This is a genomic window from Methanosarcina sp. (assembly GCF_028693135.1).
Taxonomy (GTDB): domain Archaea; phylum Halobacteriota; class Methanosarcinia; order Methanosarcinales; family Methanosarcinaceae; genus Methanosarcina.
Map to the genome: position 1 here is coordinate 52,300 of NZ_JAQUVZ010000015.1, position 26,382 is coordinate 78,681.

The 26,382-nt window shown below is 41.4% G+C and carries 29 protein-coding genes; 20 read left to right on the top strand and 9 right to left on the bottom strand.

The genetic code is table 11. The features are described 5' to 3' along the window. Nucleotides 1-422: 422 nt before the first annotated feature. The 6 genes from mdh to PHF18_RS09210 all read left to right on the top strand — a co-directional run bounded on the left by mdh (nt 423) and on the right by PHF18_RS09210 (nt 8,160). Nucleotides 423-1,346: a malate dehydrogenase gene (gene mdh / locus PHF18_RS09185; RefSeq protein WP_300101516.1), complete on the top strand. Its 924-nt coding sequence runs from the start codon at nt 423-425 to the stop codon at nt 1,344-1,346. A gap of 634 nt (nt 1,347-1,980) precedes the next feature. Further along, nucleotides 1,981-2,238, top strand: a complete 258-nt coding sequence (locus PHF18_RS09190) for a PRC-barrel domain-containing protein (protein WP_048129484.1) — start codon at nt 1,981-1,983, stop codon at nt 2,236-2,238. A gap of 20 nt (nt 2,239-2,258) precedes the next feature. Beyond that, nucleotides 2,259-2,990: a tRNA(His) guanylyltransferase Thg1 family protein gene (locus PHF18_RS09195; protein ID WP_300101523.1), complete on the top strand. Its 732-nt coding sequence runs from the start codon at nt 2,259-2,261 to the stop codon at nt 2,988-2,990. A gap of 39 nt (nt 2,991-3,029) precedes the next feature. Beyond that, nucleotides 3,030-3,983, top strand: coding sequence for a tyrosine--tRNA ligase (locus tag PHF18_RS09200; RefSeq protein ID WP_300101526.1), 954 nt, complete (start codon nt 3,030-3,032; stop codon nt 3,981-3,983). 175 nt (nt 3,984-4,158) lie between these two features. After that, nucleotides 4,159-5,331 (top strand): chromosome segregation ATPase, encoded by a 1,173-nt coding sequence (locus PHF18_RS09205; RefSeq protein WP_300101529.1) that lies wholly within the window; start codon nt 4,159-4,161, stop codon nt 5,329-5,331. 639 nt (nt 5,332-5,970) lie between these two features. Beyond that, nucleotides 5,971-8,160, top strand: a complete 2,190-nt coding sequence (locus PHF18_RS09210) for a CARDB domain-containing protein (protein WP_300101531.1) — start codon at nt 5,971-5,973, stop codon at nt 8,158-8,160. 137 nt (nt 8,161-8,297) lie between these two features. Here PHF18_RS09210 and PHF18_RS09215 read toward each other — a convergent pair whose 3' ends face one another. Then, on the bottom strand, nt 8,298-8,453 hold the full coding sequence (locus tag PHF18_RS09215) for a PQ-loop domain-containing transporter (protein ID WP_300101534.1): 156 nt from the start codon (nt 8,451-8,453) through the stop codon (nt 8,298-8,300). 207 nt (nt 8,454-8,660) lie between these two features. On the opposite strand from PHF18_RS09215, the gene PHF18_RS09220 reads away from it, so the two are divergent. The 5 genes from PHF18_RS09220 (at nt 8,661) to PHF18_RS09240 (ending at nt 11,986) form a co-directional block, all read left to right on the top strand. Then, nucleotides 8,661-9,080, top strand: a complete 420-nt coding sequence (locus tag PHF18_RS09220; RefSeq protein ID WP_300101537.1) for an HIT family protein — start codon at nt 8,661-8,663, stop codon at nt 9,078-9,080. A gap of 195 nt (nt 9,081-9,275) precedes the next feature. Further along, nucleotides 9,276-9,503, top strand: coding sequence for a sulfurtransferase TusA family protein (locus PHF18_RS09225; RefSeq protein WP_300101540.1), 228 nt, complete (start codon nt 9,276-9,278; stop codon nt 9,501-9,503). Between the two features lie 19 nt (nt 9,504-9,522). Then, nucleotides 9,523-9,942 (top strand): DsrE/DsrF/DrsH-like family protein, encoded by a 420-nt coding sequence (locus PHF18_RS09230; protein ID WP_300101543.1) that lies wholly within the window; start codon nt 9,523-9,525, stop codon nt 9,940-9,942. A gap of 150 nt (nt 9,943-10,092) precedes the next feature. Further along, a complete protein-coding gene (locus tag PHF18_RS09235; protein WP_300101546.1) occupies nt 10,093-11,247 on the top strand; it encodes a cysteine desulfurase family protein in 1,155 nt (384 codons plus the stop codon). Nucleotides 11,248-11,323: 76 nt separating this feature from the next. After that, nucleotides 11,324-11,986 (top strand): iron-sulfur cluster assembly scaffold protein, encoded by a 663-nt coding sequence (locus PHF18_RS09240; protein WP_300101596.1) that lies wholly within the window; start codon nt 11,324-11,326, stop codon nt 11,984-11,986. 108 nt (nt 11,987-12,094) lie between these two features. Here PHF18_RS09240 and PHF18_RS09245 read toward each other — a convergent pair whose 3' ends face one another. Then, nucleotides 12,095-13,246 (bottom strand): cation diffusion facilitator family transporter, encoded by a 1,152-nt coding sequence (locus PHF18_RS09245; RefSeq protein WP_300101548.1) that lies wholly within the window; start codon nt 13,244-13,246, stop codon nt 12,095-12,097. A gap of 878 nt (nt 13,247-14,124) precedes the next feature. Here PHF18_RS09245 and PHF18_RS09250 point away from each other — a divergent pair. The 3 genes from PHF18_RS09250 to PHF18_RS09260 all read left to right on the top strand — a co-directional run bounded on the left by PHF18_RS09250 (nt 14,125) and on the right by PHF18_RS09260 (nt 16,398). Continuing rightward, nucleotides 14,125-14,259, top strand: coding sequence for a hypothetical protein (locus PHF18_RS09250; RefSeq protein ID WP_300101552.1), 135 nt, complete (start codon nt 14,125-14,127; stop codon nt 14,257-14,259). A gap of 443 nt (nt 14,260-14,702) precedes the next feature. After that, nucleotides 14,703-15,398 carry a class I SAM-dependent methyltransferase gene (locus tag PHF18_RS09255; RefSeq protein WP_300101555.1) on the top strand — a complete coding sequence of 232 codons (696 nt, stop codon included), beginning with the start codon at nt 14,703-14,705 and terminating at the stop codon, nt 15,396-15,398. 199 nt (nt 15,399-15,597) lie between these two features. Next, nucleotides 15,598-16,398 (top strand): methyltransferase domain-containing protein, encoded by an 801-nt coding sequence (locus tag PHF18_RS09260; protein ID WP_300101558.1) that lies wholly within the window; start codon nt 15,598-15,600, stop codon nt 16,396-16,398. Between the two features lie 76 nt (nt 16,399-16,474). Here PHF18_RS09260 and PHF18_RS09265 read toward each other — a convergent pair whose 3' ends face one another. Beyond that, complete coding sequence (locus tag PHF18_RS09265) at nt 16,475-17,344, bottom strand: winged helix-turn-helix domain-containing protein (RefSeq protein WP_300101561.1); 870 nt, start codon at nt 17,342-17,344, stop codon at nt 16,475-16,477. Between the two features lie 1,182 nt (nt 17,345-18,526). Then, nucleotides 18,527-18,760 (bottom strand): hypothetical protein, encoded by a 234-nt coding sequence (locus PHF18_RS09270; protein ID WP_300101564.1) that lies wholly within the window; start codon nt 18,758-18,760, stop codon nt 18,527-18,529. 1,465 nt (nt 18,761-20,225) lie between these two features. Here PHF18_RS09270 and PHF18_RS09275 point away from each other — a divergent pair. Further along, nucleotides 20,226-20,429: a hypothetical protein gene (locus tag PHF18_RS09275; RefSeq protein WP_300101567.1), complete on the top strand. Its 204-nt coding sequence runs from the start codon at nt 20,226-20,228 to the stop codon at nt 20,427-20,429. Between the two features lie 368 nt (nt 20,430-20,797). Here PHF18_RS09275 and PHF18_RS09280 read toward each other — a convergent pair whose 3' ends face one another. Together PHF18_RS09280 and PHF18_RS09285 are read right to left on the bottom strand one after the other, a co-directional pair. After that, nucleotides 20,798-20,944 carry a hypothetical protein gene (locus PHF18_RS09280; RefSeq protein ID WP_300101570.1) on the bottom strand — a complete coding sequence of 49 codons (147 nt, stop codon included), beginning with the start codon at nt 20,942-20,944 and terminating at the stop codon, nt 20,798-20,800. Nucleotides 20,945-20,989: 45 nt separating this feature from the next. Further along, on the bottom strand, nt 20,990-21,124 hold the full coding sequence (locus PHF18_RS09285; RefSeq protein ID WP_300101573.1) for a hypothetical protein: 135 nt from the start codon (nt 21,122-21,124) through the stop codon (nt 20,990-20,992). A 568-nt stretch (nt 21,125-21,692) separates the two neighbouring features. Here PHF18_RS09285 and PHF18_RS09290 point away from each other — a divergent pair. Continuing rightward, a complete protein-coding gene (locus PHF18_RS09290; RefSeq protein WP_300101576.1) occupies nt 21,693-22,025 on the top strand; it encodes a carboxymuconolactone decarboxylase family protein in 333 nt (110 codons plus the stop codon). 360 nt (nt 22,026-22,385) lie between these two features. Here the strand turns inward: PHF18_RS09290 and PHF18_RS09295 are convergent, their stop codons facing one another. Both PHF18_RS09295 and PHF18_RS09300 read right to left on the bottom strand, forming a co-directional pair. After that, complete coding sequence (locus PHF18_RS09295; RefSeq protein WP_300101578.1) at nt 22,386-22,550, bottom strand: hypothetical protein; 165 nt, start codon at nt 22,548-22,550, stop codon at nt 22,386-22,388. 140 nt (nt 22,551-22,690) lie between these two features. After that, nucleotides 22,691-23,005: a hypothetical protein gene (locus PHF18_RS09300; protein WP_300101581.1), complete on the bottom strand. Its 315-nt coding sequence runs from the start codon at nt 23,003-23,005 to the stop codon at nt 22,691-22,693. A gap of 351 nt (nt 23,006-23,356) precedes the next feature. Between PHF18_RS09300 and PHF18_RS09305 the strand changes: the two genes are divergently transcribed. From PHF18_RS09305 to PHF18_RS09320, 4 genes are all read left to right on the top strand, one after another. Continuing rightward, nucleotides 23,357-23,644, top strand: coding sequence for a hypothetical protein (locus PHF18_RS09305; RefSeq protein WP_300101584.1), 288 nt, complete (start codon nt 23,357-23,359; stop codon nt 23,642-23,644). Then, on the top strand, nt 23,613-23,969 hold the full coding sequence (locus tag PHF18_RS09310; protein WP_300101587.1) for a hypothetical protein: 357 nt from the start codon (nt 23,613-23,615) through the stop codon (nt 23,967-23,969). The genes PHF18_RS09305 and PHF18_RS09310 overlap by 32 nt, the downstream gene beginning before the upstream one ends. A gap of 97 nt (nt 23,970-24,066) precedes the next feature. Further along, nucleotides 24,067-25,098, top strand: a complete 1,032-nt coding sequence (locus PHF18_RS09315; RefSeq protein ID WP_300101590.1) for an L-histidine N(alpha)-methyltransferase — start codon at nt 24,067-24,069, stop codon at nt 25,096-25,098. Between the two features lie 314 nt (nt 25,099-25,412). Next, on the top strand, nt 25,413-25,640 hold the full coding sequence (locus PHF18_RS09320) for a hypothetical protein (RefSeq protein ID WP_300101592.1): 228 nt from the start codon (nt 25,413-25,415) through the stop codon (nt 25,638-25,640). Between the two features lie 61 nt (nt 25,641-25,701). On the opposite strand, the gene PHF18_RS09325 is transcribed toward PHF18_RS09320, so the two are convergent. Then, on the bottom strand, nt 25,702-26,382 hold a 681-nt coding region (locus tag PHF18_RS09325; RefSeq protein WP_300101594.1), incomplete at its 5' end, for a UbiA family prenyltransferase.

Consider the following 26,382-nt stretch of genomic DNA (forward strand, 5'->3'; position numbering starts at 1 on the left):
AAGTGATATAGAACACAGAAAGTTGATTTTAAGAACTGTGGACCATGCAGTGAAAGATCAGAAAAGATAAACTGCTCGCTAAACAGACGTTAATCCGGACAAATTAGTTTTGACATGTATTTAAGAGTCAACCTTGCCGTGCGGAATCGTTTTGGATCCACGCCAACAAGGTTAATATACTTAGTGAGTAATAATAGAAAGTACTCTTTAATTCTTTGCGGGGGCAAAATATAAAGAGAGCTTATAGAGTTCAACTTAATAAGAATGGGGAAAAAAGGCAAGTTCAGGACTTCTAGAAAGCCAAAAAAATAAATACCAAGATATAGTTACCACCAGACAAATAAGAAATTCAGGATCGAGTTTTAAAGGCAGGAGTCAAGAAAGCCTTCTGAAAATTAATCTTTTATACGGGTGTGCAAGTAATGGCTAAAATTTCCGTAATTGGTGCAGGAAATGTAGGTGCGACCACAGTCCAGCGGTTAACAGAACTGGAACCTGGCGAAATTGTCATGACAGATATTGTGGAAGGACTACCACAGGGAAAAGCTCTTGACCTCATGCAGGCAGGGGCAATAAATGGGTATGATACGCAGGTAACAGGTACTAACGATTATGCAGACATTGCAGACTCTGACCTTGTGATCATTACAGCCGGGATTGCAAGAAAACCCGGAATGAGCAGGGAAGACCTTACTAAAACTAATTCAAAAATAATAGGAGAGGTCTCCCGAAATATTGGAAAGTATGCTCCAAATTCTATTGTTATAAATGTCACAAATCCGCTTGACATTATAACATACGAAGCTATGAAATCAACGGGTTTTGAGCCAAAAAAGGTCTTCGGGATGAGTGGCGTTCTTGATGCAGGCCGTTTTGCAAGCTTTATAGCAGAAGAATTGAAGTGTTCGAAAAAGGATGTCGAGGCAATGGTTATAGGAGGTCATGGAGACCTTATGGTTCCCCTCCCCCAATATACTACAGTCTCAGGAGTTCCACTTCCAGAACTGCTTCCAGATGATACAATTGCCAGGCTTGTAGAAAGGACAGTTAATGGAGGAGCCGAAATAGTAGGACTTCTCAAACAGGGGAGTGCATTTTATGCCCCGTCTGCAGCTATTGTGCGCATGGCAGAAGCCGTGATTAAAGATTCAAAACGCATTCTTCCGGCGTCTGCATATCTTGAAGGGCAGTATGGGCAGGAAGGAATTTATTTTGGAGTGCCCGTAAAACTGGGAGCAAATGGGATAGAAGAAATCCTGGAACTCAAACTTGATGAAAACCAGTATGAGACACTCAGAAACTCCTCCGAAACAATAAGAAGGGGAATCTCACAGCTGGAGATATAAAAATAAACCACAAAATAAACCTCTAGAGACTTGAACAGATCAGAACTGAAAGGTAAGTATTAACAAAAAACAGGTTCCTGTTAACGGAAAAATCAGTAAATTTTTTTCGGCAGGTAAAGATTTTTGATAATCAAAAATCTTAGAGGCCTGCCCAATTTTCCAGTTTAGTTCAGTTTTAACCGGCCTATAAAAAAATACAAAAATAAAATTACTCCTTCTTAATCAATCAGGATAAGAGCAGGTTAGTGACAGAGCAGGTTAGTGACGGCCCCTGCGAATAAATTCACAGGCATCTACGGTATTGCAACCGATGCTATACCGGCTGGGACAATTCAGAAAAGAATTTAATAGAGAAAAACCACCTTCACCCCTGATTAACTTAAACACGGAGTATTTATTACATAATGTAGATTAAAAATTATTTTACTCAGAAAAAGGTAATAGAGAATTCATTAATCATAAACATTAAGGATAAGTAGAACTGAAAAATCTGGGAATAGATTAATTTAGAGAGAAAAAAGCCCGGTAAAACTGTAAGATATATAAGTATGTTTTTCATATAAGGTAGAGGAAGATATTTAAATAAATTTAGGATGCATAGATAACTTAAATTAATTAATAGAGCAGGGATATAATGCGCGCAGAACTCACATCACTCTTTGGCCTAAACATATACACAAACAACGGTGTTTATGTAGGGAAGTTGCAGGACCTTGTAATTGATGTAGAGGAACAGAAAGTTACAGGACTTGCTGTTTCGGACATTAACAGGGAACTTTTTGATCTCAGCAGCAGAGGTATTATTATTCCCTACCGGTGGGTTATTACAGCAGCAGATATTATCATAATCAGAGACGTTATCCAGAGATATAAAAAGAGGAAAGAAGACTGAATTGTCTTTCGAAAAGGTATATGAAAAATCGGGAAATCTATGCTGAAATGCGCTGTATCCCGCCAGTGATCTTGCGCGCTGACGGCAGGAATTTCAAAAATACACTTTCAGGCCTGGGCTTTGAGAAACCCTATGATAAAACATTCGCCACAGCAATGGCGGACACTGCCGAACTCTTCATTAAAAAAAGCGGTTTAAGCCCTCTTTTTGCCTATACTTTTTCAGATGAAATCAGTTTTCTGTTCACTGCCCTTCCTTTTGACGGCCGGGTGGAAAAAATCGATTCTGTTGTGGCGAGCTTTTTGGGAAGTGCTCTTACGATAAAACTGCGGCTTGATGAACCCGTAGCTTTTGATTCCAGACTGGTGGCTCTTCAAAAAGAGGAAATCCCTGAGTACTTTCACTGGAGGCAGCTGGAAGCCTGGCGCAACTTCGTGGCAGCCTGGGGATTCTATGCTCTCAGGAACGAAGGCGTGGGGAAAAATGAAGCTGCAAAGTGTCTGAAAGGAAAAAAAGAATGGGAAATCCATGAGATGCTTTTTGAAAGAGGAATCAATCTTGCGGCACTCCCTGCCTGGCAGAGGAGAGGAATTATTATATCAAACGAAGAATATGAAATCCAGGGCTTCAATCCGGTATCTGGCAAAGAGGAAAAATCCCTGCGAAAAAAAATAACTCAGAACTGGGAAATCCCTAAATTCAAATCAGAAGAAGGGATACCGTTTTTAGAGAAACTTATTAATAGAAACTGAAGTTTTTCAGAATAAAAAAAGAAAAGGAATGTAGATGCAATGGATAGACTTGAGCTTATAAGAAGAAATGTTCAGGAAATTGTAACCGAAGAAGAACTGGAAGGACTCCTTATCAATAAAGAAGCTCCCCGCGCGTATGTAGGATACGAGCCGAGCGGAAAAATCCATATGGGACATGTCCTTACCGTAAACAAGTTAATAGATTTGCAAAAAGCAGGGTTCAAGATCACTGTCCTGCTTGCAGATGTACACGCTTATCTGAACAAGAAAGGCACTCTGGAAGAAGTCAGGAAGATTGCAGACTACAACAGGCGCTGTTTTATCGCTCTCGGGCTTGATGAAGTCCAAACTGATTTCGTTTACGGGTCAGACTTCCAGCTGGGAGCCGAGTACATGTTAAATGTGCTCAAACTTTCAAGAACAGTTACCCTCAACAGGGCAAAGAGGAGCATGGACGAAGTAGGGCGTGCAATGGATGACCCGACAGTTTCCCAGATGGTATACCCCCTGATGCAGGCTATTGACATTGCCATGCTTAAGGTGGATGTGGCGGTAGGGGGGATTGACCAGAGGAAAATCCACATGCTTGCCCGCGAAAATTTAAAAAGCCTCGGATTTGAAACCCCGATCTGTATTCACACTCCTATTCTCCTGGGGCTTGACGGAACCAAGATGGCTTCTTCAAAGGAGAATTATATTTCAGTAGATGATACGGAAGAAGAGATCTACAAGAAGTTTAAGAAAGCTTTCTGCAAGATCGGAGACGTAGAAGAAAACCCGATTCTTGCTCTTTTCCGCTATCATATCATCCCAAGATACGAAACAGTTGTCATTGAAAGGCCTGAGAAATTCGGTGGAAACCTAACATACCACAGTTATGCTGAGATGGAAAGTAACTTTATAGAAGAAAAAGTCCACCCAATGGACCTAAAAAATGCAGCTGCAAAATATATAAATGAGATTCTGGACCCAGTCCGAAAAGTTCTTATCTGAATTCCGGGAGGTTAAAGCCCTTCCAGAAGAATTTAGAAAAATCCGGGGTAAAGGCACATTCTTACGGAGAGGGGGGACGTCACATAAAAAAACCTGAAGATCCTGGATAAAATGTTATATAGCTATAAAGCATAGAATCTTTGAAGAGTTAGTTTAGATATCCAGGGTGCTTTTTATGAAATATGTTTACCAGGACTCTACGGAACTGCCTGTACAGAGGGATTTAATTGAAGATCTTAAATCACTCATAGATATAACTGCCCGAGTAATCCCTCTGGAGAATTCCATAATAGAACTCAAGTGCAAAAATAAAGAAGCGCTCCATGAATTGAACGACAGAATTACCGGAATGAATATTTTCGAGGAAAAACTAAGCGCACTGGCAAATCGATTAATAAAAGAAATAGGTACTGAAGATTTAATATCCTGTACTGACGCAGTCCTGATAACCTGCAGCGAAAATCTCGGGCGAAAGCGTGAAATTCTCGAAATAGAGTCCAGAAAAATTGAAAGTGGAATCGCCCAGGAGTGTCAAAAAATTGAGAGCAAGGTTCTTGAGGTTCTCACTCCTTTTTTGATCTCAGGAATATATGGAGCAGAAAAGAGATTTGAGATTTCCAACGGCATAAGCGGAGTTTCAGGGGAAATGGAAGGTTCGGTTTCAGGCCTGCAATATTATTATAGACTCTGGTTTACAGAAGAGCCTCTGACAGTAGAGAAGCTTATTGATAGCTTGAGCCTGCCAGGAAGGACAAGGACAGGAATCCTGCGAAAAGAAGAGAAAATAAAAATGCAGGACCTCTCCGAGTTTCTCGTAAGCTCCCTTGAATATGACAGCGAGAAAAATATCCGTCTTGTTATTGAAAATAAAAAAGCAAACCGGAAGTTCAGGATAGAAGGCGGTGGGCTCAAGTACTTTGTATATGAAGATGACAGAGAGATTACTGCCGACAAAGAACTTGGTGCTCTTATAGATATGAAGATTCTTGCGAAAATTCCGGAAAAGATCAAGAATTACCTTCAGGCAAATATCCGGACTTATACCCTTTCAAAGGTCCTGCTTGATGAAGAGGATGCCGTCTCTACAAACCAGATTTTCGACTGCCTGAAAGTGATTGCCGAACAGTATGGTGTGGTCGTCCAGGAGTGTCTGGCAAAAGGGCTTAATAAAGAAGAAATTACCATCAAAATGGAAGAGGCCGATGGAACAAGAACGGAGAAGTATATTTCAAAGAATGAAATGTATACTCGTCTTTCAGATGTAGGAAGTGAGGGAGTTGAGATTGCTGAAATACTCGGCGTGGACAGTAGGGCTCAGATTAAGGATAAAAAATACCTGATCGTCTAAGTATTTTTAAAAGTTATCGTTTTGGATTATTTTATTACAGATTATATTTGTCTTTTACATTTCTTTTTTAAATTTATTTTTCATACATCAATTCTTTAGATCTGTTCCCCTCCTTTTATCCCACAGATTTGTATAATACAACGTGTGAGCTGGAACGTCTGGAGAAGAAAGGAATAAAGGGGTTTCCGCCGTGGAATATTCACATTAATGAGCTGATATAATAGATTATTAAGAAAATCTTCCAGGACTTATTGCTGAAAATAAAATAAACAGATAGAGATAAATTTATATTATGTTAGGTTTTGAAGTTGCAGAAAAACAAAAAATAAAGCCTCAAGAAGATAGAGGATTGAACTGCTTAAAGTTATAGGGAAGATAAGGAATTGAGAGTGTAGAGCCTTAAATATGAAGCAGAGAAGTAATGTATTGTACGAAGTAACCATCGTTCAATGTATGAATGTTTTGGATCAGGAGTTTACCGGAAAATTTATACCGAGATAAAAATAAGAAACTTAATTTCGATGAATTATATAGCTACTTGTTAGTAAGCTACTGATGTACCAAAAATTTCCATTCATAGACTTGCGGGGACGGAGGCTAATTAAAATGAAAATAAGTTTTTTTCATTATTTGATTTATGTGTTGATAATAACAATGCTAATTCCTGGAATTATGCCTTTCATAGTTGTTGCAGCTGAGGACATACCTTCCGAAGATGACGGAAATTCAACTATTTTACTGCCTGACCTGGTAACTGAGGATCTTTCCTGGAGCCCGGATAATCCAGAAATCGGAGAACAGGTGACCCTCACTGCAAAAGTAAAAAACCAGGGAGAAGCAACATCAGGAACAACGAATCTGGTTTTTTATAGTGACGGAAATAAGATCGGAGAAAACTCAGTCCCTGAAATAGAAGCTGGAAAGAGTGAAAAAATATCGATTTTGTGGACACCGGAAACTGACAGTGAAGCGGAAATAAGTGCAAAGGTGGATGAAGAAGCTTCAGTGGAAGAAAGCAATGAGGATAATAATATCATAACCGCGGGTCCTATAACTTTCAAAGGGGCAAAAACCCCTGACCTGATAATAGACACTCTTGACTGCCCTGCAACCCCCAACCCTGGAGAACATCAGGATATAACGATAAGTGTGAAGAACCAGGGAACAGCAGCTTCAGAAAAGACTACGATGACACTTTACATTAACGGAAGTGCTGTTGACTACTGGGATGTGCCCAAGTTATCTGGTGATGAAAGCAGTTATGCCTCATATACATGGATTCCGACAGCAGAAGGATCTGTAGAGCTCAGAGCAGTTGTTGATGAAGACGGCCTGGTAGCTGAAAGTAATGAAGAGAACAACGAAAAAACGGTCACCGTAACAGTAGCAGAAGATTTTCTCCCGGATCTGATAATTGAAGACATCGTGCCTGAATCGGCAGCGGGGGAAGTAGGAAAAACCCTGAACCTTACCCTGAAAGTAAAGAACCAGGGCACGGCATCCTCTGAGGAAGTTCAGGCAAAATATTATATTAACGGAACCGCCCCCACACAGGATGACATTCAGATTCCAGCTCTTGCAGAAGGTGCAGGGGCAGATGTTAGATTTTCTCTGGTCCCGGATAGAGAAGGACAAATGGAAGTAAAAGTAAATATCGACTCCGGAACAAACGTTTATGAGAGTAATGAAGATAACAATGAATTCACAAAGATTATAGATGTAAAAACCATACTTCCGGACCTTATAATAGAGTCTCTTTCTTTAAACCCGGAAGCTCCCGAAATAGGGGATGACATCACTTTCACAGTGTCAATAAAGAACAACGGGATCAGAGACTCCGCAAGCAGCGAGCTAAAATATTATATCAGCGGGACCAATGTAACTCAGGACGGAAAAGTATCGATACCTGAAATTGCCGTAGGGGAAACAAAAACGGGTATTTTTCACTGGGTTCCTGAAGCAGAAGGAAACGTAAATGTGAGACTGGTAGCAGATGACGGAAATACCATACTTGAGGACGACGAGACAAATAATGAACTGACTAAGACAGTAAGTATCTCCAAACAAACTACTTCCGGCAGTGAAGAGAACTCTGATTCCATACCCAGCAGTGGCAGTGGCAGTAGCAGTAGTAGTAGCAAAAGCAGCATGGGAAGTGGCGTTTCCAAAGAGCCAGCTAAGAATGTAGAGGTCAAAGAACTTGCTACAAGGAACATAATGAGCGGCTACCATGTCAAATATGATTTCGTGCAAAACGTCACATGTATCACATATATCGAGTTTGATCCGCAGAAGAATTTTAAGAAAACGACAGCAACCGTAGAGGTCCTCAAGGGAAAATCCATTTTTGTTCAGAATCAGCCGTCTGGAAGAATATACAGGCAAGTAAATATATGGCTGGGAAATAAAGGAGCAGGGAGTGAGGATTCCCTTAAGAACAGCTATACGGGGTTCAAAGTTGACAGGGAATGGATAAAAAACAACAGTGTTAACGAATCCAACATAACCCTCCTATGGTACGATAGCAAATGGGAGCCTCTGAGCACCGAAAAAACGAGTGAAGACAAAGACTACGTTTATTTCAGGGCAAAAACGCCTGCATATTCATGCTTTGCAATAAGTGAATATACAGGAGAAGAATCAGATGAAGGATTACAGGAAACTCTGAGAAACTGGAACGGCGAAGGAAAGGCAATCATGAACAGCAGTGCAGAAAGAGAAGAAGGCATCGTAAAGAAGCCTATGGGAACGGCTAAAATACTTCTTGCTATATCCCTGCCTCTGTTTATGATTATTGCAGAGTACTTTGTTCTGAAGAAAAAGATCTGAACAGATTCCTTTTCTTCACCCCCTATTTTTTCATGCTCAAAACACTCGTGAAATACCCCATCTGTCGGGTTGATGCTCTCCGAGAAAAGGGAATTCACACTGTGCCTCCACACCTTCAGAGTTAAATATACCGATTTTCAGACCAGTTTTATTTCAACCAGAAGAGCCATACCAGACGTCGAGCAAAGCAGCATTAGAAGAGATACATCTTTTGTGGATTTCGTGGTCAGAGCTTTTATAAGCTGAGGGGCAAAAGCTATGGTTGTCAGGGCACCTGCAATATAACCGATCATACTGATTTTACTCTCCAGGATTATGATTCGATGCTAAGAAAAAGGGATTTCAAGATTACTGAGTAATAAATTAATGATAGTGGATGTCCGGATTGTAATTAAAACGTATTAAGGAAACAGAACTCTGAGAACAGACTCTGAGAACAAAACTCTGAGAACAGAACCCTGATATAAGTGTGCCCTCCTAAACCTTTATGGGAATACCACATGACAGAAAACTGCCTTTTTTGCAAGATAATTTCAGGGGAAATCCCTTCAAACCGGATATATGAGGATGATGCCGTTTACGCATTTCTTGACATTTACCCGGCAAGTGAGGGGCATACGCTCGTGACTCCTAAAAAACATTTCAGCACCTTTACGGATATGAATGCAGAAGATGTTGCCCTGCTTTTTGAAGCTGCGAGAAAAGTTACGGCTGCAGTAGAGAAAGCATTTTCAGCAGAAGGGTCGAACGTCGGCATAAATAACGGGGAAGTAGCAGGACAGGAAGTCCCCCATGTGCATGTACACGTTATTCCAAGAAAAAAGGGGGATGGTGGACGAGGAATAAAATCAATCGTCTGGACTGAAACCGATACTACCAATCTGGAAGAAGTTGCGAAAAAGATAAGAAACGTCCTGTGAGGAAAAAGAAAACTTTGAGTAAAAAATGACACCAGCAAAAGGCATGAGAATAACCAGAGAGAGAAGAGACAGCTCCTGGATAATATTTTTAATACGAAACGATAATATATTTTTTGGAATATAGTGACTTTAGGGGAAGAAGGCATAGTTATCTTTAGAAACGTTCCATTTCTCTGATTTAGGGGGGTAAGAACAGTGGCAGAACTGGAAGTAGACGTAAGAGGGCAGACCTGCCCGGTCCCGCTTGTAGAGTGCAGAAAAGCATTCAAAAAAGCCTCACCGGGAGACCTTGTAATAGTAAAGGGCACGCATCCGGCATCAAAAAAAGAGATTCCCATGGCATGTGAGGCGATGGGACTAAAGGTGCTGGAGATTGAAGACAAAGAGGGAGGAAAAGAGTGGGAGATAAAGATCCGGAGGTAAGGCCGGAAAAGGAGGGGAAATGGGGGAAAAGGCAGTTATTGTCCTGCACAGCGGGGATATGGACAAGGTATACAGTGCGCTTATAATTGCAAACGGGGCCCTGGCAATGGGAATGGAAGCCTCCATATTCATCACATTCTGGGGGCTCATGCGGCTTAAAAAAGGGGAGCTTGAGAAGGGGCCACTTTCCAAAATGAACATGATGGGCCTGGGCAGGCAGATGATCAAAAAAAGGATGGATAAAGCCAATGTTGTCTCACTGGAAAGGCTGATGAGTGATTTCAAGGAACTTGGTGGAAAGATCATAGCCTGTGAAATGACCATGGAGATAATGGGCATAACAAAAGAAGATCTTCGAACGGAATGGGTGGACGAATGGGGAGCTGTTGGCACGTATATCCAGGAAGCAAGGGATGCAAACATAACTCTCTTTATCTGATCCTGAAAAGGTTTCCGGACTTAGAATTGGCGTGTTAGTCCGGACCTTTTGGGTTTTGTTTCGATTCTTAAGCCTCAATACATCCATTTCAGCTGTAAATCTACTATAAATCGAGTTTAATCTGAGGAGGGGAAAGAAATATTTGAAAATATGATTTATCTTGACAATGCTGCATGTACCCGACTGGATGAAAGGGTGCTTGAAGCAATGAAGCCTTACTTTTTTGATACTTATGCGGTAGCGACATCCGAGTTTGGATATTCTATGGGCATCGATGCAAAAGAGGGGCTGGAAAATTCCAGGGAAAGTATAGCTTCAAGGATTGGTGCGAATTCCGAAGAAATTGTGTTTACTTCGGGAGATACGGAATCAAGCAATATGGCACTTAAAGGATCAGCCCTGGCCCTTAAGGAGAAGAAAGGCAAGCATATTATCGTTTCGAAGATAGAAGATTTTCCTGTATTAAATACGGCAAAAGCCCTCCAGAAGCAGGGCTTTGATGTAACTTTTCTGGATGTGGATGCCGAAGGGTTTGCAGACCTTGAAGGGCTCAAAAAAGCAATTACAAAAGAAACTGTCCTTGTCTCGATCCAGTACGCCAATCAGGAAATAGGGACTGCCCAGGACCTTAAGGCTATTTCTGAGATATGTGAAGAAAAAGACGTACTCCTGCATACCGATGCTACCCACAGCTTTACCCGGCTTCCCCTCAATGTGAAGGAATTGCCCGTAGACCTGGTGACGTTGTCAGCCCATACAATTCACGGGCCCAGAGGGATAGGTGCGCTCTATATCCGGAAAAATACCCCCATAACGAAATTCATGGACGGAGGCTTTCAGGAATTTAACATGAGAGCAGGCGTAGAGAATATTCCCGGAGCCGTAGGATTTGCAACAGCTGTGGAGCTTGTAACCGAGGAAGAAAACCGGCGCCTTGAAGCTATGAGGGACCGCGTAATCGAAAAGGCCCTTTCAGAGATCACGGATGTCACCCTCAACGGAAGTCACACGAAACGCCTGCCTCAGAATGCAAACCTGACTTTTCACTACGTTGAAGGAGAGTCCATAACCCTGCATATGGACATGCGGGGCTTTGCTGTAAGCACTGGTTCTGCCTGTTTTTCCCGCTCCCTTGAAGCCAGCCACGTGATCAGGGGAATCGGAGGAGACCACGAAAGGGCTCACGGCTCGGTGCGCTTTACTTTCGGGCGCTACAACCGTATGGAAGATGCGGATTCCGCAATTGAAGCTATGATTGAAATTGTGGCAAGGCTCAGAGAAATAAGTCCGCTTGCAAAAAAATGAGATGAAAGAAAAAAAAAGAGAACACGTAGAAAAGGCAGGAAAAGAAAAGAGAAGGAAAGGAAGGGGAGAAAGGATGATTAAAGTAGAAAAGAAAGGTGAGGGTATAAGGTTTCCTTATAGCGAAAAAGTGCTGGAGCATTTCAGAAACCCGCATAATGTAGGGAAAATAGAGAATCCTGACGGAAAAGGCCTGGAAGGAAGTCCGGCATGTGGAGACATGGTTGCTGTATATATTAAAGTCGAACCCGAAACAAAGGTTATTGAAGACGTAAAATTCGAATCTTACGGGTGTGCTTCTAATATTGCTACAGGGTCCGTAATCACGGATCTTGCACGGGGAAAAACTCTGGATGAAGCAAAGAAAATAACATGGAAACAGGCTTCTGAAGAACTGGGGGGGCTTCCTCCGATTAAAGCCCACTGCTCCGTGCTTGCAGTTGAGGGTCTGCGTGCCGCAATCCGTGACTACGAGGAAAAGCACGGGCTTGTTACTGAGAAAGAGCCTACAACCGAAGAAGTAATCCAGCGGAGGCTCAAACACGTTATGAATCCGCTAACCGGTCTTGACATTATCCACACGAATCTAATCCTTAAAACGAGTGTCGAAGCTGGGGTGGCCAGGGTGGTTGTTGACCTGCCTGCAGACCACCAGTTTGCTTCGGCAATAAAAGAGGATGTAATGGATAAACTGGGGTCTTTGTGGGATGTGGAAAGAGTGGACGTGGTGTTTACAGCCTGAATAAGTTCTGCAGAGACTCCTGCCCAGATGGAAAACTTTGTTGGGGAAAGTAAAACCCTGTGCACTATGAGGGGTTCAGGAAAGAAACCTGAAACCTCTCTGAGGGCCTCAATTGGGGTGAGTAGTCGAAACATGCGTTTGCTTTACGCTTCTCTTTCCTTCACCTCCACAGTGGCAGCACTCCCCCGAGGCTGTGAGGGGGTCCACATGGATGGTGGTGCCGGAAAGGTAGGAAAAATTCTCCAGAAGCTTTTCCCTTACAGCGTTGGCAATTTCATGCCCTTCTTCAACTGAAAGAGAGGGGACAACAGAAGCATTGATTTCCGCATGGAGCCTGTGTCCTATCCAGCGGACCCTGATATCCGTAATTTCACAGACGCCTTCAACACTCCCTGCAATATTTGTGACATTATCGAGAACTTCAGGTTCAACCCCGTCCAGCAGGCGGGTGAAGACCAGCTTACTCGTGTCAAGGACTATTTTCAGGATGGTTATGGTTATCAGTATTCCGATGATAGGATCAATTATCGGGTACCCAACCCAGGCTCCTGCGGCTCCTATGAGAACAGCAAGGCTTGTAAAGCCGTCGACTCTGGCATGGTAGCCATCGGCGATTAGAGCTGCACTCCCGATTTCCTTTCCGACCTTCATCCGGAACTGGGCCACGATCTCGTTTCCGACACAGCCGATGATCCCGGCAATAGCTACAGCCTGTAAATGTCCTATCGGCTGCGGGTTGAAAAAGCGGTTCACAGACTCATATCCCGCCACGCCCGCACTGAAGAGGATAAGGAAAACAATGATCACACCTGCCAGGTCCTCAACCCTGCCATACCCGTAAGAAAAGCGTTTACTCGGCTTTCTCCGGGCAAGGGAAAAGGCAATTGCAAGAGGAATGGCTGTTGATGCGTCCCCGAAGTTATGGATGGTGTCGGCAAGAAGGGCAACACTGCCTGAGATATAGACAATGAAAATCTGCATAACGGCGGTAATAATCAGCCCGATAAACGACCACTTTACTGCCCAGAGTCCTTTCTCTGTGGCAAGAATTGAGGGGTCTACAGATCCGTGGGTGTGGCAGTGCCCATGGGAATGGACATGAGGATGTTTGTGAGAGGAGATATGGGTGAATTTGTGAGAAAGGGAGTGGAGAGAAAGATGGAAATTTAAAAGCTCACCGTGCTTATGGCTTTGCTCATGAGACTCCTCAGAAGTGCTCTTTTTGTCATGCAGGTGAGTGCTGGAATTCTGTTTGGACATTTTGCTTCCCATCGTTAGGATTCGGTTCTCAATATTAAATTTGACAATATCGTTATAAATAAGTATTTATCTTTAAAAAATAATTTATTGTGCCCCTTATCACACCTTTTTTTGGAAAAATAGCATAAAAAGGCGCTTTTAGATTTATACCGCTTACTTTCAAATCTTTGTAAGATTACAAAAAATCGAGTATTTATTACCCGGGTGTAGAGCAGTTTTAGCCTATCATACTCGGAGAAGATCCTGATACCAATTTATTATAGATAGCCTCTTTGAAGAAAATTCAGCTTTTATTTTCGGGCTCCATGTCTGATTTTTAAATAAAATATTCAAATTCAGTTTTATAGCTTGATACATCCAAGCAAAAAAATATGAATTCGTCAGAAAATCGCTTGAAACCCGAGAGACAGGAAATTATGAATTTACGGTATGATATGAACAAATGGGAAAAACATAGTTCGGAAAAGAAAAAATAAAGGTCCATGAGAAAGAAAAGGTAAAGCTACTTTCGAGAGGGAAAGGTTCCAAAAACAAGGAAATTTAGTTCTTTCCGACTCAAAAAATGAATGTATATAAAGCCTTATAATGCCTTCTTTATAATCTGCTTGAAAAAGGCTCACAAATCCGGACATAATAGCTAAAAACCAGATAGTTTGAGTTCATTATCTTCATAACTAATACCTGTTACCCAAATCCGTACCCTTACGTAGTTTTCGAGTTTTAATTAAAGTGGATAGAAATGAATCTCCTATCCTGCAAAGCAAACAGACCTGCAATCATCTGGCACTTATCCCGGGAACTGTGCAGCCCCGGGAGAGGTCCATCAGGATAGAAAAAAGAAATTATTAAAACCTAAAGGTAAAACAGGGAGGAATAAGATGATTCAAGCTAAAGGAATATCTAAAGAACCGGAGATTATGTGGGATCTCAATATCAGCAAAGATGGGAAGTCTTACCAGGAAAATTTCATGCTCTTATTTCCCAGGTATGTCAGTGCCATAGATGAAGAGTGAAAGTATTAAAGTGAAAATTTTTACCCTTAAAAAAGAACTCAAAAGAACCGAACCCGTTTTCAATATCCAACATAAAATGTCGCTCGAGGGAAAGAGACTCTCTCGGGCAAACCTCCATTTCATTTTTTCCTGCAATAGTGAGAAATCAGCTTACATTCACGAAAGCCTGAATGATTCCTATATCCACAAAAACGTTAATGATTTAACTTTTTTGATTCAGAGATATTTCCTTCTGTTTAAATTAAATTCTACTTAACAGTTTATAACAATCTAATATTTTTTAGGTGAAACTAACTTAACCTTTCTGATTCAGAATGGTTTTAACCCTTCTAGATTCGCGTTCTGTCCACAAATAATAAAATAGACAGTTATATAAAAATAAAGAGTATAAAATCATACTAATTCAGGTTAAAAGGGAAGTTCACAGTAAGGAAGTGTATGAGATGGATAAGGAAACCACAGGTAGGAAAAAAGTAGAACATGGCATGGAAAAGGAGATCCTTAACGAGCAGCAGCCTCACTGGGAAAGAGTGTTTTCAAATACCTGCTCGAGATTTGGGGACGAACCGAGTTATCCTGCCAGAAAAGCAGCAGCTATTTTTGAAAAAGAAGGAAAAAAGAAAGTCCTGGAACTTGGAGGAGGTCAGGGAAGAGATACCTGCTTTTTTGCCAGCAGGGGTTTTTCAGTCCATTCGCTTGACTACACTGAAAGCGGGCCAAAAGCGATAAAAGAAAAAGCTGAAGAAGCGGGATTAGGAGAATATGTTACAGCCCTCAGACACGATGTAAGAAATCCTCTTCCCTTTGAAGCCGGGACTTTTGATGCCTGCTATTCTCATATGCTTTACTGCATGGCCCTGACCACGGAGGAACTGGAGTTCCTCTGCAGTGAGATCAAAAGGGTACTCAAGCCAGGTGGAATAAATACCTATACAGCCAGGCACACCGGAGATGCTCATTACGGGACAGGAAAGCACAGAGGAGAAGACATGTACGAAATTACAGGCGGCTTTATAGTTCACTTTTTCAGCAGAGAAAAGGTTGAGCACCTTGCAAAAGGATACGAGAGTTTCGAGAGGGAAGAATTTGACGAAGGAGAGCTGCCAAGAAAACTGTACATGGTAACAATGAGAAAATAAGGGCAAAAAGAAAACAGCAGGCGTGAACAACCCTTTAAGGAATTCTTTCACGGCCAGAATGAGTTAATTATTATCCAAAGTGGAAGTCCCCTATACAGAATTTAGCGGCATTTCCGATATTGTCTAAAGATAATGATATATTGATTGATAACAGTTAATACAGCATTGAAGACAGATTAAATCGGGAGCTAAAACACTCATGGCTGAATATGTTCATGGATATTCCGAAAGAGAGGCTCTTCGTCTTTCAGAACAGGCAGAAACGCTTGAAACCCTTCTCCATCATGATACGATATATCCGCCCGGAGCAAAGGTGCTGGAAGCCGGCTGCGGGATAGGAGCCCAGACTGTAATCCTGGCAAAAAACAATCCTGACGCAAAAATCACATCAGTTGACATCTCTCCTGAGTCACTTGAAAAAGCCAGGGAAAAAGTAGAAAGAAACGGAATTAAAAACGTAAGGTTCCTTCAGGCAGACATTTTTTCACTCCCATTTGAAGATAGTAGCTTTGACCACGTTTTTGTCTGTTTCGTGCTCGAACACCTGCAAAATCCAGAAAAAGTCATGAGAAACCTGAGAAAAATCCTGAAACCCGGAGGTACGATCACTGTAATTGAAGGTGACCATGGGTCCTGTTACTTCCATCCGGAAGGAAAAAATGCCCTTGAAGCCTGGAACTGCCTTATCCGGGTGCAGGTTCAAATGAGAGGAAACTCCTTAATCGGACGCCAGCTTTATCCTCTCCTGCAAGAGTCGGGGTTCAGGGACATAAGAGTAGAGCCGAGGATGGTCTATGTGGATTCCAGCAAACCTGAACTTGTGGACGGCTTTATCCTGAAGACCATCATTCCCATGGTAGAAGGTGTAAAAAAACAAGCCCTGGAAATGAAAATGATGGAAAAAGAAGCATGGAAAAAAGGGATAGAAGAACTCCATAAGACTGCCGAACCCGGAGGGACTTTCTGCTACACATTTTTTAAAGGCAGTGGAACAAAATAAAAGATAGAATTTCAAAGACTTCACAACCTTAAAAAAGTGAATAGGGGAACCTTAGAGAGAAAAAATGAGGGGAACCTTAGAGAGAAAAAGTCTGCCTGGAATTCTTTTTGTAATATGTAAAAAGTTCTTCTCCCCATTTTAGAGCTCCGGGCTCAAAGCTGACAATGTAGTGACGGTCAACTCTGCCATTTTTATCAAGCAGGGAAAGCGCAAAGATCTTATCGGTTACTATCAACATCATTGGTTTTTTCTCCCCATCGGATACAAAAAAATGTGAGTTTTCGCAGTTCAAAAAGAACTGAACTTCCTTTTTGTATTCCGGTAGGTCCAGCTTGAGAACGGAGCTATCGCTGAAAAATGTGGATGATTCGGAGAGACATTCGTCCTGGATACTCTCGAAAACCGATTCCGTGAGGATAATTGTAACATCAATCCCCTTTTCAATAAATCCCAGGCAGAGCAGATGGTAAGCGGGATGGATGGCCGAAACAAATACCATAATGCGGGAAGAAGCCAGCATACATTTTACAATATCTTCCTGAACTTTAAATATATGAGAGAGATCGGGTTTCAGGACCTTACATTGCCCCAATTCTCCGATTCTTGTAAGAAGGTGGAAAGGAATTGAGCTCAAATCATGCTCTGACCAGAAATCTCTGTTTTCCCCATATATCTTCAGGATGTTTAGCAAAAACTGTACATTTGTGGCTATCACTATCCCCATTTCAGAGAGAGAATAAACCCCGTCTTTCTGGATAACCAGACCTAAATCAACCAGCTTTTTGATCTGGGGAATCATTGACTTCCAGGGGAAATCAAATGCGTTTTTGATCTCTTCACTGCTTTTAGGCCCTTCTTCTTTTAACAGCAGAAGAAGGTTCTTTCTTTTTTCAGAAAGGAAAATTGCATCAAGTAACGAAGAACTGGCATCAGAAACGTGGCTCATGGGTTTGTCTCACTTAGAATATATTATAACAAAAAGTTGTAAGTTCACTGGAAAATCCTCAAGAAATTCAGGATAAATCCCATACGATTCGAAACTCATAACAAAATGGAGAGGTTCCAATGAGAGTTGTCATATCCAATGCCGTTGGAATATTCCAATCGTAAAGTAAAAATCTTCATCGTTTTGGTTATATATGAATAAGAATTATATAAACTAGACAGATAGATAACACTATTCTATTGTCGTTTCGATTGGGTGAATATTAAGATGTGGTAGATACGCTGTGGTTTTCTCCAGGAGCTGTCGAAAAGCAATAATACTCCCTCCAGAGGGAGACACTGTTGATGAAAACGCCTTATCATCAATGTGTTTTTAGAAGCTCGGAGATAAAACCTACAGCTACTACAATTCTGATTTTTAAGAAGCTGGTAACCAGTCCTCGGAATTTCATCATGTAAAACATGAGTATTCGGAGATATAAACCTGCTCTCGGCAGTTCGACATTTATAAACAATGAACTATTTTTGCAGTAATGTTTAGTATCAAGGATAATGTGTTTTCCAGCAAAAACGCTATCATTAAAAATATTATGAAAAAACCAGGTTGCCTTCAAAAAGTAGGATAAAAGTAAAAGCCGGAGAAATTCAAAATATTTTTTCCAAAAAAATCATTTCCCAAATCAAATTGCGTGCAGCTCCCCTAAAGGATGGAGTATGCCACGGGCTACACACTCGACGTCTCAGAAATAGTCGAGTTTTGCCCAGATTTCCTTAATCTACACGATTGAAACTCTGCTTTCGGTTTCCCCTGCGATTCTTTAATATAGTGCTTGATTGTGTCAGTGGTCACATTTCCAACGGATGGATAGAACTTGCCACTTGACCATAGACTTCCAACACGATGTGGAAGGTAATCTGACCATAGCCATTTAAAACTGTGCAATTCCAACATTTATCACATCCGGGCCATAGGCAGGTGGCACCACCTGTGGCCATGGTGCCAAGAATAAATATTGTAGAAAGAAACGATGTTTTGTAGGGTCAAAGGAACACGAAGAAAAGCCAGTGAGGGTTCACTTCATCCCCGACCTGAAAGGTAGGGGTATTCATGACCCTCTGCACTCCCTAAGTAATAAACGAGACAATCCATAGTAGCTTTTTAGTGTCATAGGAGCAAAGCTTTTCAAGTCAGTCTGGGCACCACAAACACACAGATTCCATAAAGCAGTAGTAAAAGCACGACCTGAATAAAGACCACATCCAGATAGTAAGATTTGGACCTGATCCCGCCCACCTGAGACTCCCCTTCAACCGGAGTTTTAGGCTTCTTTTTCTCCCGAACGCCTCCGATTTGGTTATTCATTCCATCACTCACACGTTTATTACTTTCTATACGAGCATTTATTCCATCTTCCAAATCAATTACCCCCACTCTTAGATTTTATTCTTCATTCCCGAGATTTTGGCATTATTTTCTATGTTCTCTGATATCCTGGTATTATCTCCACTTACCTGAGATTTTATCCCTAATACCCTGAGATTCTGTTTTCAGTCTTTTGTTTTCCACATATTATGGAATTCTGCCTTTTTTCACCTGTTTTTCCAGGATTTTAATCCTTATTTTTCCAAGACCATTCCAGTTGATTTTCCGTAATCCCTATCATATAGGGACTATTGTTGGCACTATGAATTTGTAAACAATGTACAGGATCACCACAAACATAACATGCATAAAAAACAAATCCACCAACCAAGGTTTGACCCTGAGCTTCGCCAGATTATCCACCCCCCGATGGAGTCCCCTCTAAATTCAGATTGTATTCTCTATGGCAGCCCTCTGATCCGAAAGGTACTAAGCCTCAGGTGATCGTAGGTACGATGAACACGTAAAGAGCATACAGAACCAGCAAAAGGACGGCCTGCGTGAAAATAACATCCAGATAATAAGCCTTTGCTATTATCTTCTCCAAATAATTCCTTCCCCCACTACCGGTTGATGATAAATTAATATAGATTTACCTTTAATGTTAATAGATATATATAGCTGGAATTATTTATTCAGTTATTATAATTTAAATCGAATTCTGTTTAAATAATTTTCCTCAACATATTCCTTAATGCCCCCGGCATAATTGAAAGCTTGGAAAGAAAAACGTAGTCAATAAAACTACAAACTACAGAAAAAACATCCAGATCACATCTAGATAATCACATATAAATTCAATTCTTCCCAAATAATATGCCCTATTAACTTGATTAATTCACATCATATATTAATATAACTATATAAATAAATTATTAATAATGTGAAGTATATATTTTGTTAATATGTATTTATTTATATTCAGTTACATGTTTTAATTTTACCAAACGATACCAGAAAAGTGAATTTGGCAAGATTATATAAAAAGTTATAAAATGTCCTGAATTCTTATTGCATGCCTGGTTTAGGATGGAAAATGAAAACGAAATGAATTCAAGAGAATTAAAAATTCACTTCTTGAAACTTGAAAATATGAGGTTTTTGTGTATCCTCTTCAAATTCGAGGGAGAATTTTCCAACCGGCAAGATATGTAATAATTTTATTATACAGTTGTTAAGCTTAATATGCTTCATGAGCATGTTTTTCAGACTCAGGTAAATTTTTAGATATTCAGCAAATATGTGAAATTTACTTTTCCTCATACATTTTGAGAGAATACGTTTTTGTATAAAGTGTAGATGCGGAGCTTCCTATTGATTTAAAATATAAAACACATGTTACACATCACCTCAAGTTTTATATCCAATTGCCTTAATATTAATGTATGTGGGGCTGTTTCCAGCAAACAACCTGCTTGAAAAACTGGGAACAGGGCCACGATAAAGGGGGGGACAGACAATGGGTAACACGATTGAAAAGCTATATGGGGGACCAGCTATTATCTTGCTGGTTGTCGGAATACTGTCAAGCTTCATTATGTTTAATTTCATGTTTAAGTACGCCGATGAAGGGAATTTATTCATGGTAATTTTAATCCCACTGGTAGTTTCAATTTTTGCACTGGTAGTCGGAATGTCTCTGGGCTCGATGATAGAGGAATAAGTCCGAAAATAAGAACTAATCAAAGAAGAAGGAAAAATCCAGAAGATAACAATTCGACACCTATATCGCGAAAACGGATATCTTGAAATTAAATAGTTGTCTGAACCGCAGGCAACTTCTATCCTTAATTTCTATGTGAGTACAAAACAATTAAGAACAGATGAACTCTTGAGAGCCGAAACATATACCAGGTCAGCCGAAAAATACATGCAAAAAGAATAAGCTACGTATCAGCAAGACTTAAAAAATATTTTAATTTTTTGAAGTTTAGTGCATCGATTCCAAATTATGGACTATTCATTTTTCATAAAAGAACCACAGATGGACACGGATAAAAATGGATCGAAACCATCTGTTTTCATCTGTTTTTATCCAGGTTTATTCATGAAAAATGGAATCGTAGTAGTAGTCCTCAGAATTTCATCATGTAAAACATGAGGATCCGGAAATATAACAGTAAAGCCGAAGAAATTCAAAATAATTTTTCCAAATAATTTTACAACTTCTTTTAACATTTCCCTGATAGGAGTTTTCGGTGGGCACTTATCTTCACATTGCTCTCATTCCGTACAATTTGAAGCCTGACCTTCAAGACCACTGTACAGAACCTTATCCCCTTCTGCATTATCAAATATCTCGGCATTGTTCAGGTGCTTGAAATTCTCCAGGATATTTATCCCTGATGGAAAGGGCATGCATTACTGGAAGCCAGTACAGTTGACTCTTTTTTTGACCGGCATATTTCCTTTACCCTGAAAATTAACTTTTTTCCTCTTCTGTCAGGGAGCCAGGGAAGCCTTCAGCTGCGATCTGTATGTTATCTTCGACGTATTTATATCTGACATTCCGCTGAGGACCACACTTATTTCCGGATAGTCCGGAGATATCGCAGACTCCACTAGACAAGACTCCATTTTGTTCCGGCAGAATCCCAGACCCCTTTACTTCCAGTAGAAAGTTTGAAACTTGCCCCCCACACGCATAGTAACGGATCGTCTGTATAGCTTTTTCCTCATCAAATCTCAAAAAACAGGATGATCATAGGTATTATATAAAAAGAAATTAAACCGAACCGGAAGAAAAATAAAACCTGTTTAATTAAAAAAAAAACGATCATTTCCATATGTAGATAAAGAAAACCCCGTCAGACTGTGGTTTCAATATTTTTTGAAACAAGCCTTAAATATAAAAAAATATCATATTATGTGTACCGTATTAACAGTGTGAACCTGTGAGTTTGCAGGTAAAAAAGGAGCCATAAATATGAGAATGCTGGAAGAATTTTTCCCTGAATTCACCCAGAAGCTGGACGAGATTGACCAGCTCTACGCCGAAAAACGGATGATCGACGAAAAGACCTACCAGTTCATCTGCTTTGCCCTCTCCATCAAAGGTAGGTCAAAGCCCTGTGTCCTTAAGCACTTCAAGGGTGCCCTTGAAGCAGGAGCTACAGTCAAGGAACTTTCCTACATCTTTGCCCTTGTCATGCGGGAAGCCGCAGGAGCCGACGACTGCTGGACTCATGACGTTATCGGCGACTGGAAAGAAATCCTGACGGGCAATATTTCCTGCGGCTGCGCAGGAGACGAAAAATAAATACTCAAAATCAAGATTTTTTATGGACATAACTTCCAACAGGGATCTTATACCATAACCATAGCCCATGTTTCCCACCCCTGATATTTTCATGCTCAAAAACCTGGAATGGGAAAATCCAGGGCTTCATTTTCCTGTAGCCAGACCTCTAATTTTAGAAAATAAAGCTTAAAAATCATCTTCGGAAAAATCCGTGAGCTTGAGCTGTCTGGGGCGTAAAAGTTTTGCCTGTATGGGTTTCATGTAGTCCCCTGAGAGCCGGTATTTTTCCATAAGAGCCTCGAGCACCCCGTAGAGTCCAGCCTTATAGGCTCCGTCAGCCCCTCCTTTTGCGTACAGCCTGCGGTAAGAGTCCAGAAGTTAGGGATAATTGCGGCCAAGGAAATTGAAAAAATGTTTTCTGGTTTCACCCCTGAGATTTAGCAGGCCCGGAAGGACATAATCTACCTTACATTCGGCTGCAAGAGAAAGAATTTGCCCGATATTTTCAGGGCTGTCCGTAAGAAAAGGAAGAACAGGCATCATATGTAGCCCGGTAGTAGCAGAGGTATCTTTGAAAGCCTGCAGGACTGAAAAACGTTTTTCCGGAGAAGAAGCCAGGGGTTCCAGCAGAGAACTTAGCTTTTCATCTGTCGTTGTGACCGTGACAGCGACGTTTACGTATGTCAGTTCAGCAAGTTCTTCAAGCAGGTCATAGTCTCTGAGAATAAGATTAGATTTTGTGGATATGGTAACTTTTTGTATTCGATCATCGGCTTCAGGACCTTGCGCATCAAACCGTACCTGACCTCGGCGGGCTGGTAACTATCACACACTCCACATGTGTTGATTACCTCTTTATTCCAGGACCGGGCTCCAAGCTGGTTTTCAAGGGCTTCTGCAATGTTTGTTTTTATATAGATCTTCTGGAAAAAATTAGAGTTTTCTTCCCCTGCAGATGAGGATTTTTCTTCTTTTTCCAGATAGCCGTGAAAATACATTGCATAACAGTAATTGCAGCCGTGTTCGCACCCCCTGTAAATATTCAGGTCCCAGCGGAAGGGTAATTTGAGCCTGCTTGTTTCCTTAATTTTATGAAGGGCTTTTTAACCTGGATTTCTTCAAACATCCCGGAATGAAATTGGATTGAAAGCTATAAGAAACTTGAGAACAGCACAGATTGGGAGAAATAGGCAGCTTTTTCAGGAAAAAGAGACATGTTATTTTAAAAAAAATTAGAATTTTCCGGGAAGAAAAAATGTAAAACATCAGAACAAAATCAACCATCTGATATCGAAAATATCACTTAGTTTCTTGCAACTTGATAAAGGGTGGCATATATACCTTTTAGTATGTTGGGGAAAGAGTCAAAGGATTTTGATGCATTGAACCTGTTTTCGCAGCCCCCCGTCCTGAGGGGATACATGTACGGGGCACATGAAGCCAGAAACCCAAACAGACTTTTAGCCATAAGGCTTGAAATGAATACATCATGCAATCTCCGCTGCCACTATTGCTATGCACAGAGCGGAGAGGATTCGGTAAAAGTAGCGAATTTTAATGCCCTCAAACGCATAATATCCGAAGCAAAATTCGAACACTGTTTTGATGACAGAGGAACTTGCAGGGTTCCTGTATGAACACAACGCCTCTGTTATGGGAAAACTCGATTCCCTCAGGCCTGAGGTCCAGGACTACCTTGCAGGAGGGGAAGGAGCTTTCGAGGATATAAAAACCGGGCTTGAAAATCTGATAAACAGGATGAACCTGGGGAAGATCTATGACTCCGACATCTTCGCATATGTCATGAATATCGACAAAGTGCTCGAAGGCAGGTGTGGGAACTGTGAACATATGGAAGAATACATAGGCTGCCGCGGATACGCCTACAGCGTCGGGGTAAATAACGGAGTCGACCCGTTTGAAGCCCTGAAGATGGAATGTAAGCAGTGCTTCAAAGAATGAAAAAACAATAAAAAACCGATTAAGGTAATAAATAATAAAAAAATTTATTATTTCTTGAGCACATATATTATGAAATGACCCTGGGAGAAGTGAGAAGTTGAACAGTACAGGAAAAGCGAGATTGGAACAGGCTCCGGAAAAAGAAGAAAAGATCATAACTATCAGCGAGAAAGATCCTGAAGAGAGGTTGTATGAGAGCCTGAAGAATCACGAACTACCTGATTATCTCCTGTATACAGGTGTGGAAGGGGCAAATAACTGGTTGAAGCTGGAGGGATCCGGAACGTGTCCTGTTGCCCGTCAGCTCAAAATAATGCTTGAAGAGAATGTCGTTTCAATTATCAGATTCATTCCTGCGTGCATGAGCCTTGTGAGTGTGGAGGTAGGTAGCGGGGAAAAAGAAAGAGTTCTTCTCAAAGAACTGATAAAGAAAAAACTGGCTGAAAATCCAGCCTCAGAAAAAGTATCAACACGCTATTATCCCGTCGACATAAACAGCCAGTTTGTAGATGCCGCCCTTGAAAAGGTAAAGGACCTGCCTGTAGAAAAAAAAGGGATAGTCGGCTTTATTGAGGACATGCCTCTTCTTAAAAAACACTGGCATCTTCCAGTTCTGTTCTGTATTCTGGGAAACACCTTTTGCAATTATGAGCCTGAATTCATTCTTCAGCTTATCCATGAAAACCTTGAGCAGGGAGACTTATTCTTCTTCGATGCCAATCTTCTCCCTGCACAGGGTTCAGATGAAGAGACACAGTCTGCAACGAAATCTATTTTGGGCACATATGCTTCAAGAAAAAATGCGCTCTTCAATATGTATCCCCTGCTTCAGTACGGAATGGCTCCCAACGATTTCGACTTCGAACTTTTGCTTGCACATGTGGATTCCAGAATAGGGGCACTGTATAGGACCCAAAAGAGCCTGAATATCCTGAAGGACTCTGAGATAAGGGTCGGGGAAGAGACCATATGCTTCAGAGAAGGGGACGTCATCCGAATGGGCTTTACCTACAAATATACATATAACCAGGTTCTCGCTTTTCTGGACATCTGCGGATTTGAGGTTCTCAAGGCTTTACTGAGTGAAGACGGGACAAATGCGATGATCCTTGCAAATAAACGCATTTGAGAATGACAATGAATTCAACGGAGTGGAAGGATTTTTCGAAGGCTGCTTCCTGCTCTCAAAAGAAACGATTTTTGTTGCTGATAAGGAAAGGCTACCTATCCCTTTATCCGGGAATTTATTTCAAATATCCTGGAGTTTGAAGAAGGAAATTATGCCCCCATTTCAAAAGCCAGGCGCTACATGCACCCTGATACGGTCTTCAATCAAATAAGAGAAGACATTGCCCTTGCTTTCCAGCCTTTGAAGAGGCCTGTCTGTTTACGAAAGACTCCAGAGAAAGAATCGATTTTAAAGAGTTTGGGCCGAAGAAAGGCATGGAGATCATCCCTGTTTCGGACTCTGAGCAAAGCCGCCTGGCCTGTTCTTTTGTCCCACTTGAAAGCGGGACCATCTTCCACTATGACAACGCATTTGATCAGAAAACCAGGAAAAGCCTTGCTGGGGAGGGCGTTGAGGTTATTCCTTTCCACCCTGAAGCCCTGCTTGCAGGAGGTGGAAGCCTGCGCTGCCATACCCTGAGACTCTGCAGAAGGAAAAAATAAAAATTTGGTTGAAAAAAAGAGGGAAAGCCGTGGAAAAGGCCGTAGACGGATTTCACAAAATTTAATAGAAGAAGTCAAAGATTATCGAAACTGCATAGATTACCAGAGTTCCGTGGTAAACAGGCAGTATCCTCAAACCCGCGCCCGGACTTATTTCTTTCCATAGGTAAAGGTTTGCCCCTGCAAGGAGTACAAAGCCTGCAAGAAAGCCATAGTGAGCAATAGTCCCGAGCTCCCTGAGGAAGAAAATAGCTGTAAAGAAATGCAGGAGCGTAAAGCCTGTAACCCAGTACATAGCCCCTTTTGCGCCGTAAAGGACGGCTATCGAGTTCATGCCTCTTGCCCGGTCGTTTTCCAGGTCAATAAAGTCGTTCAACCCCAGGTGAGCCATCGTCCAGGGATAGAAAAAAACCATATAGAGCAGCATGGTCATATCCGGCTGCCCGTAACAGAGATAGCCTGCTGCCGGAAACAGGGTGAAATCCGTTCTTCCCAGAAGCTGGGCAACCGGGTACTTCTGGTCCCTTTTTTTAATCTGGTAAAAAGCTTCTATGCCGTAAGAATACAGCATTATTGCAAAGACGTAAAGAGAGTTGGGATAGGGAAGGGTGAAGATAAGGGCAGAAGTAATCCCTGCAAGCAGGATAAACAGCCAGAAGGCATTTTTTGAAGAGATCTTGCCTGAAGGAAGAGGCCTCTCTTTAAAAGGTCTCCAGTACCTTGTCATGGTATTTTCCACATC

Coding starts and splice junctions, on each gene's coding strand:
- mdh (WP_300101516.1), top strand. CDS start 423: ATGGCTAAAATTTCCGTAATTGGTGCAGGAAATGTAGGTGCGACCACA.
- PHF18_RS09190 (WP_048129484.1), top strand. CDS start 1,981: ATGCGCGCAGAACTCACATCACTCTTTGGCCTAAACATATACACAAAC.
- PHF18_RS09195 (WP_300101523.1), top strand. CDS start 2,259: ATGAAAAATCGGGAAATCTATGCTGAAATGCGCTGTATCCCGCCAGTG.
- PHF18_RS09200 (WP_300101526.1), top strand. CDS start 3,030: ATGGATAGACTTGAGCTTATAAGAAGAAATGTTCAGGAAATTGTAACC.
- PHF18_RS09205 (WP_300101529.1), top strand. CDS start 4,159: ATGAAATATGTTTACCAGGACTCTACGGAACTGCCTGTACAGAGGGAT.
- PHF18_RS09215 (WP_300101534.1), bottom strand. CDS start 8,453: ATGATCGGTTATATTGCAGGTGCCCTGACAACCATAGCTTTTGCCCCT.
- PHF18_RS09220 (WP_300101537.1), top strand. CDS start 8,661: ATGACAGAAAACTGCCTTTTTTGCAAGATAATTTCAGGGGAAATCCCT.
- PHF18_RS09230 (WP_300101543.1), top strand. CDS start 9,523: ATGGGGGAAAAGGCAGTTATTGTCCTGCACAGCGGGGATATGGACAAG.
- PHF18_RS09235 (WP_300101546.1), top strand. CDS start 10,093: ATGATTTATCTTGACAATGCTGCATGTACCCGACTGGATGAAAGGGTG.
- PHF18_RS09245 (WP_300101548.1), bottom strand. CDS start 13,246: ATGTCCAAACAGAATTCCAGCACTCACCTGCATGACAAAAAGAGCACT.
- PHF18_RS09250 (WP_300101552.1), top strand. CDS start 14,125: ATGATTCAAGCTAAAGGAATATCTAAAGAACCGGAGATTATGTGGGAT.
- PHF18_RS09255 (WP_300101555.1), top strand. CDS start 14,703: ATGGATAAGGAAACCACAGGTAGGAAAAAAGTAGAACATGGCATGGAA.
- PHF18_RS09260 (WP_300101558.1), top strand. CDS start 15,598: ATGGCTGAATATGTTCATGGATATTCCGAAAGAGAGGCTCTTCGTCTT.
- PHF18_RS09265 (WP_300101561.1), bottom strand. CDS start 17,344: ATGAGCCACGTTTCTGATGCCAGTTCTTCGTTACTTGATGCAATTTTC.
- PHF18_RS09275 (WP_300101567.1), top strand. CDS start 20,226: ATGGGTAACACGATTGAAAAGCTATATGGGGGACCAGCTATTATCTTG.
- PHF18_RS09280 (WP_300101570.1), bottom strand. CDS start 20,944: ATGTTAAAAGAAGTTGTAAAATTATTTGGAAAAATTATTTTGAATTTC.
- PHF18_RS09285 (WP_300101573.1), bottom strand. CDS start 21,124: ATGCCCTTTCCATCAGGGATAAATATCCTGGAGAATTTCAAGCACCTG.
- PHF18_RS09290 (WP_300101576.1), top strand. CDS start 21,693: ATGAGAATGCTGGAAGAATTTTTCCCTGAATTCACCCAGAAGCTGGAC.
- PHF18_RS09295 (WP_300101578.1), bottom strand. CDS start 22,550: ATGATGCCTGTTCTTCCTTTTCTTACGGACAGCCCTGAAAATATCGGG.
- PHF18_RS09300 (WP_300101581.1), bottom strand. CDS start 23,005: ATGTATTTTCACGGCTATCTGGAAAAAGAAGAAAAATCCTCATCTGCA.
- PHF18_RS09305 (WP_300101584.1), top strand. CDS start 23,357: ATGTTGGGGAAAGAGTCAAAGGATTTTGATGCATTGAACCTGTTTTCG.
- PHF18_RS09310 (WP_300101587.1), top strand. CDS start 23,613: ATGACAGAGGAACTTGCAGGGTTCCTGTATGAACACAACGCCTCTGTT.
- PHF18_RS09320 (WP_300101592.1), top strand. CDS start 25,413: ATGGAGATCATCCCTGTTTCGGACTCTGAGCAAAGCCGCCTGGCCTGT.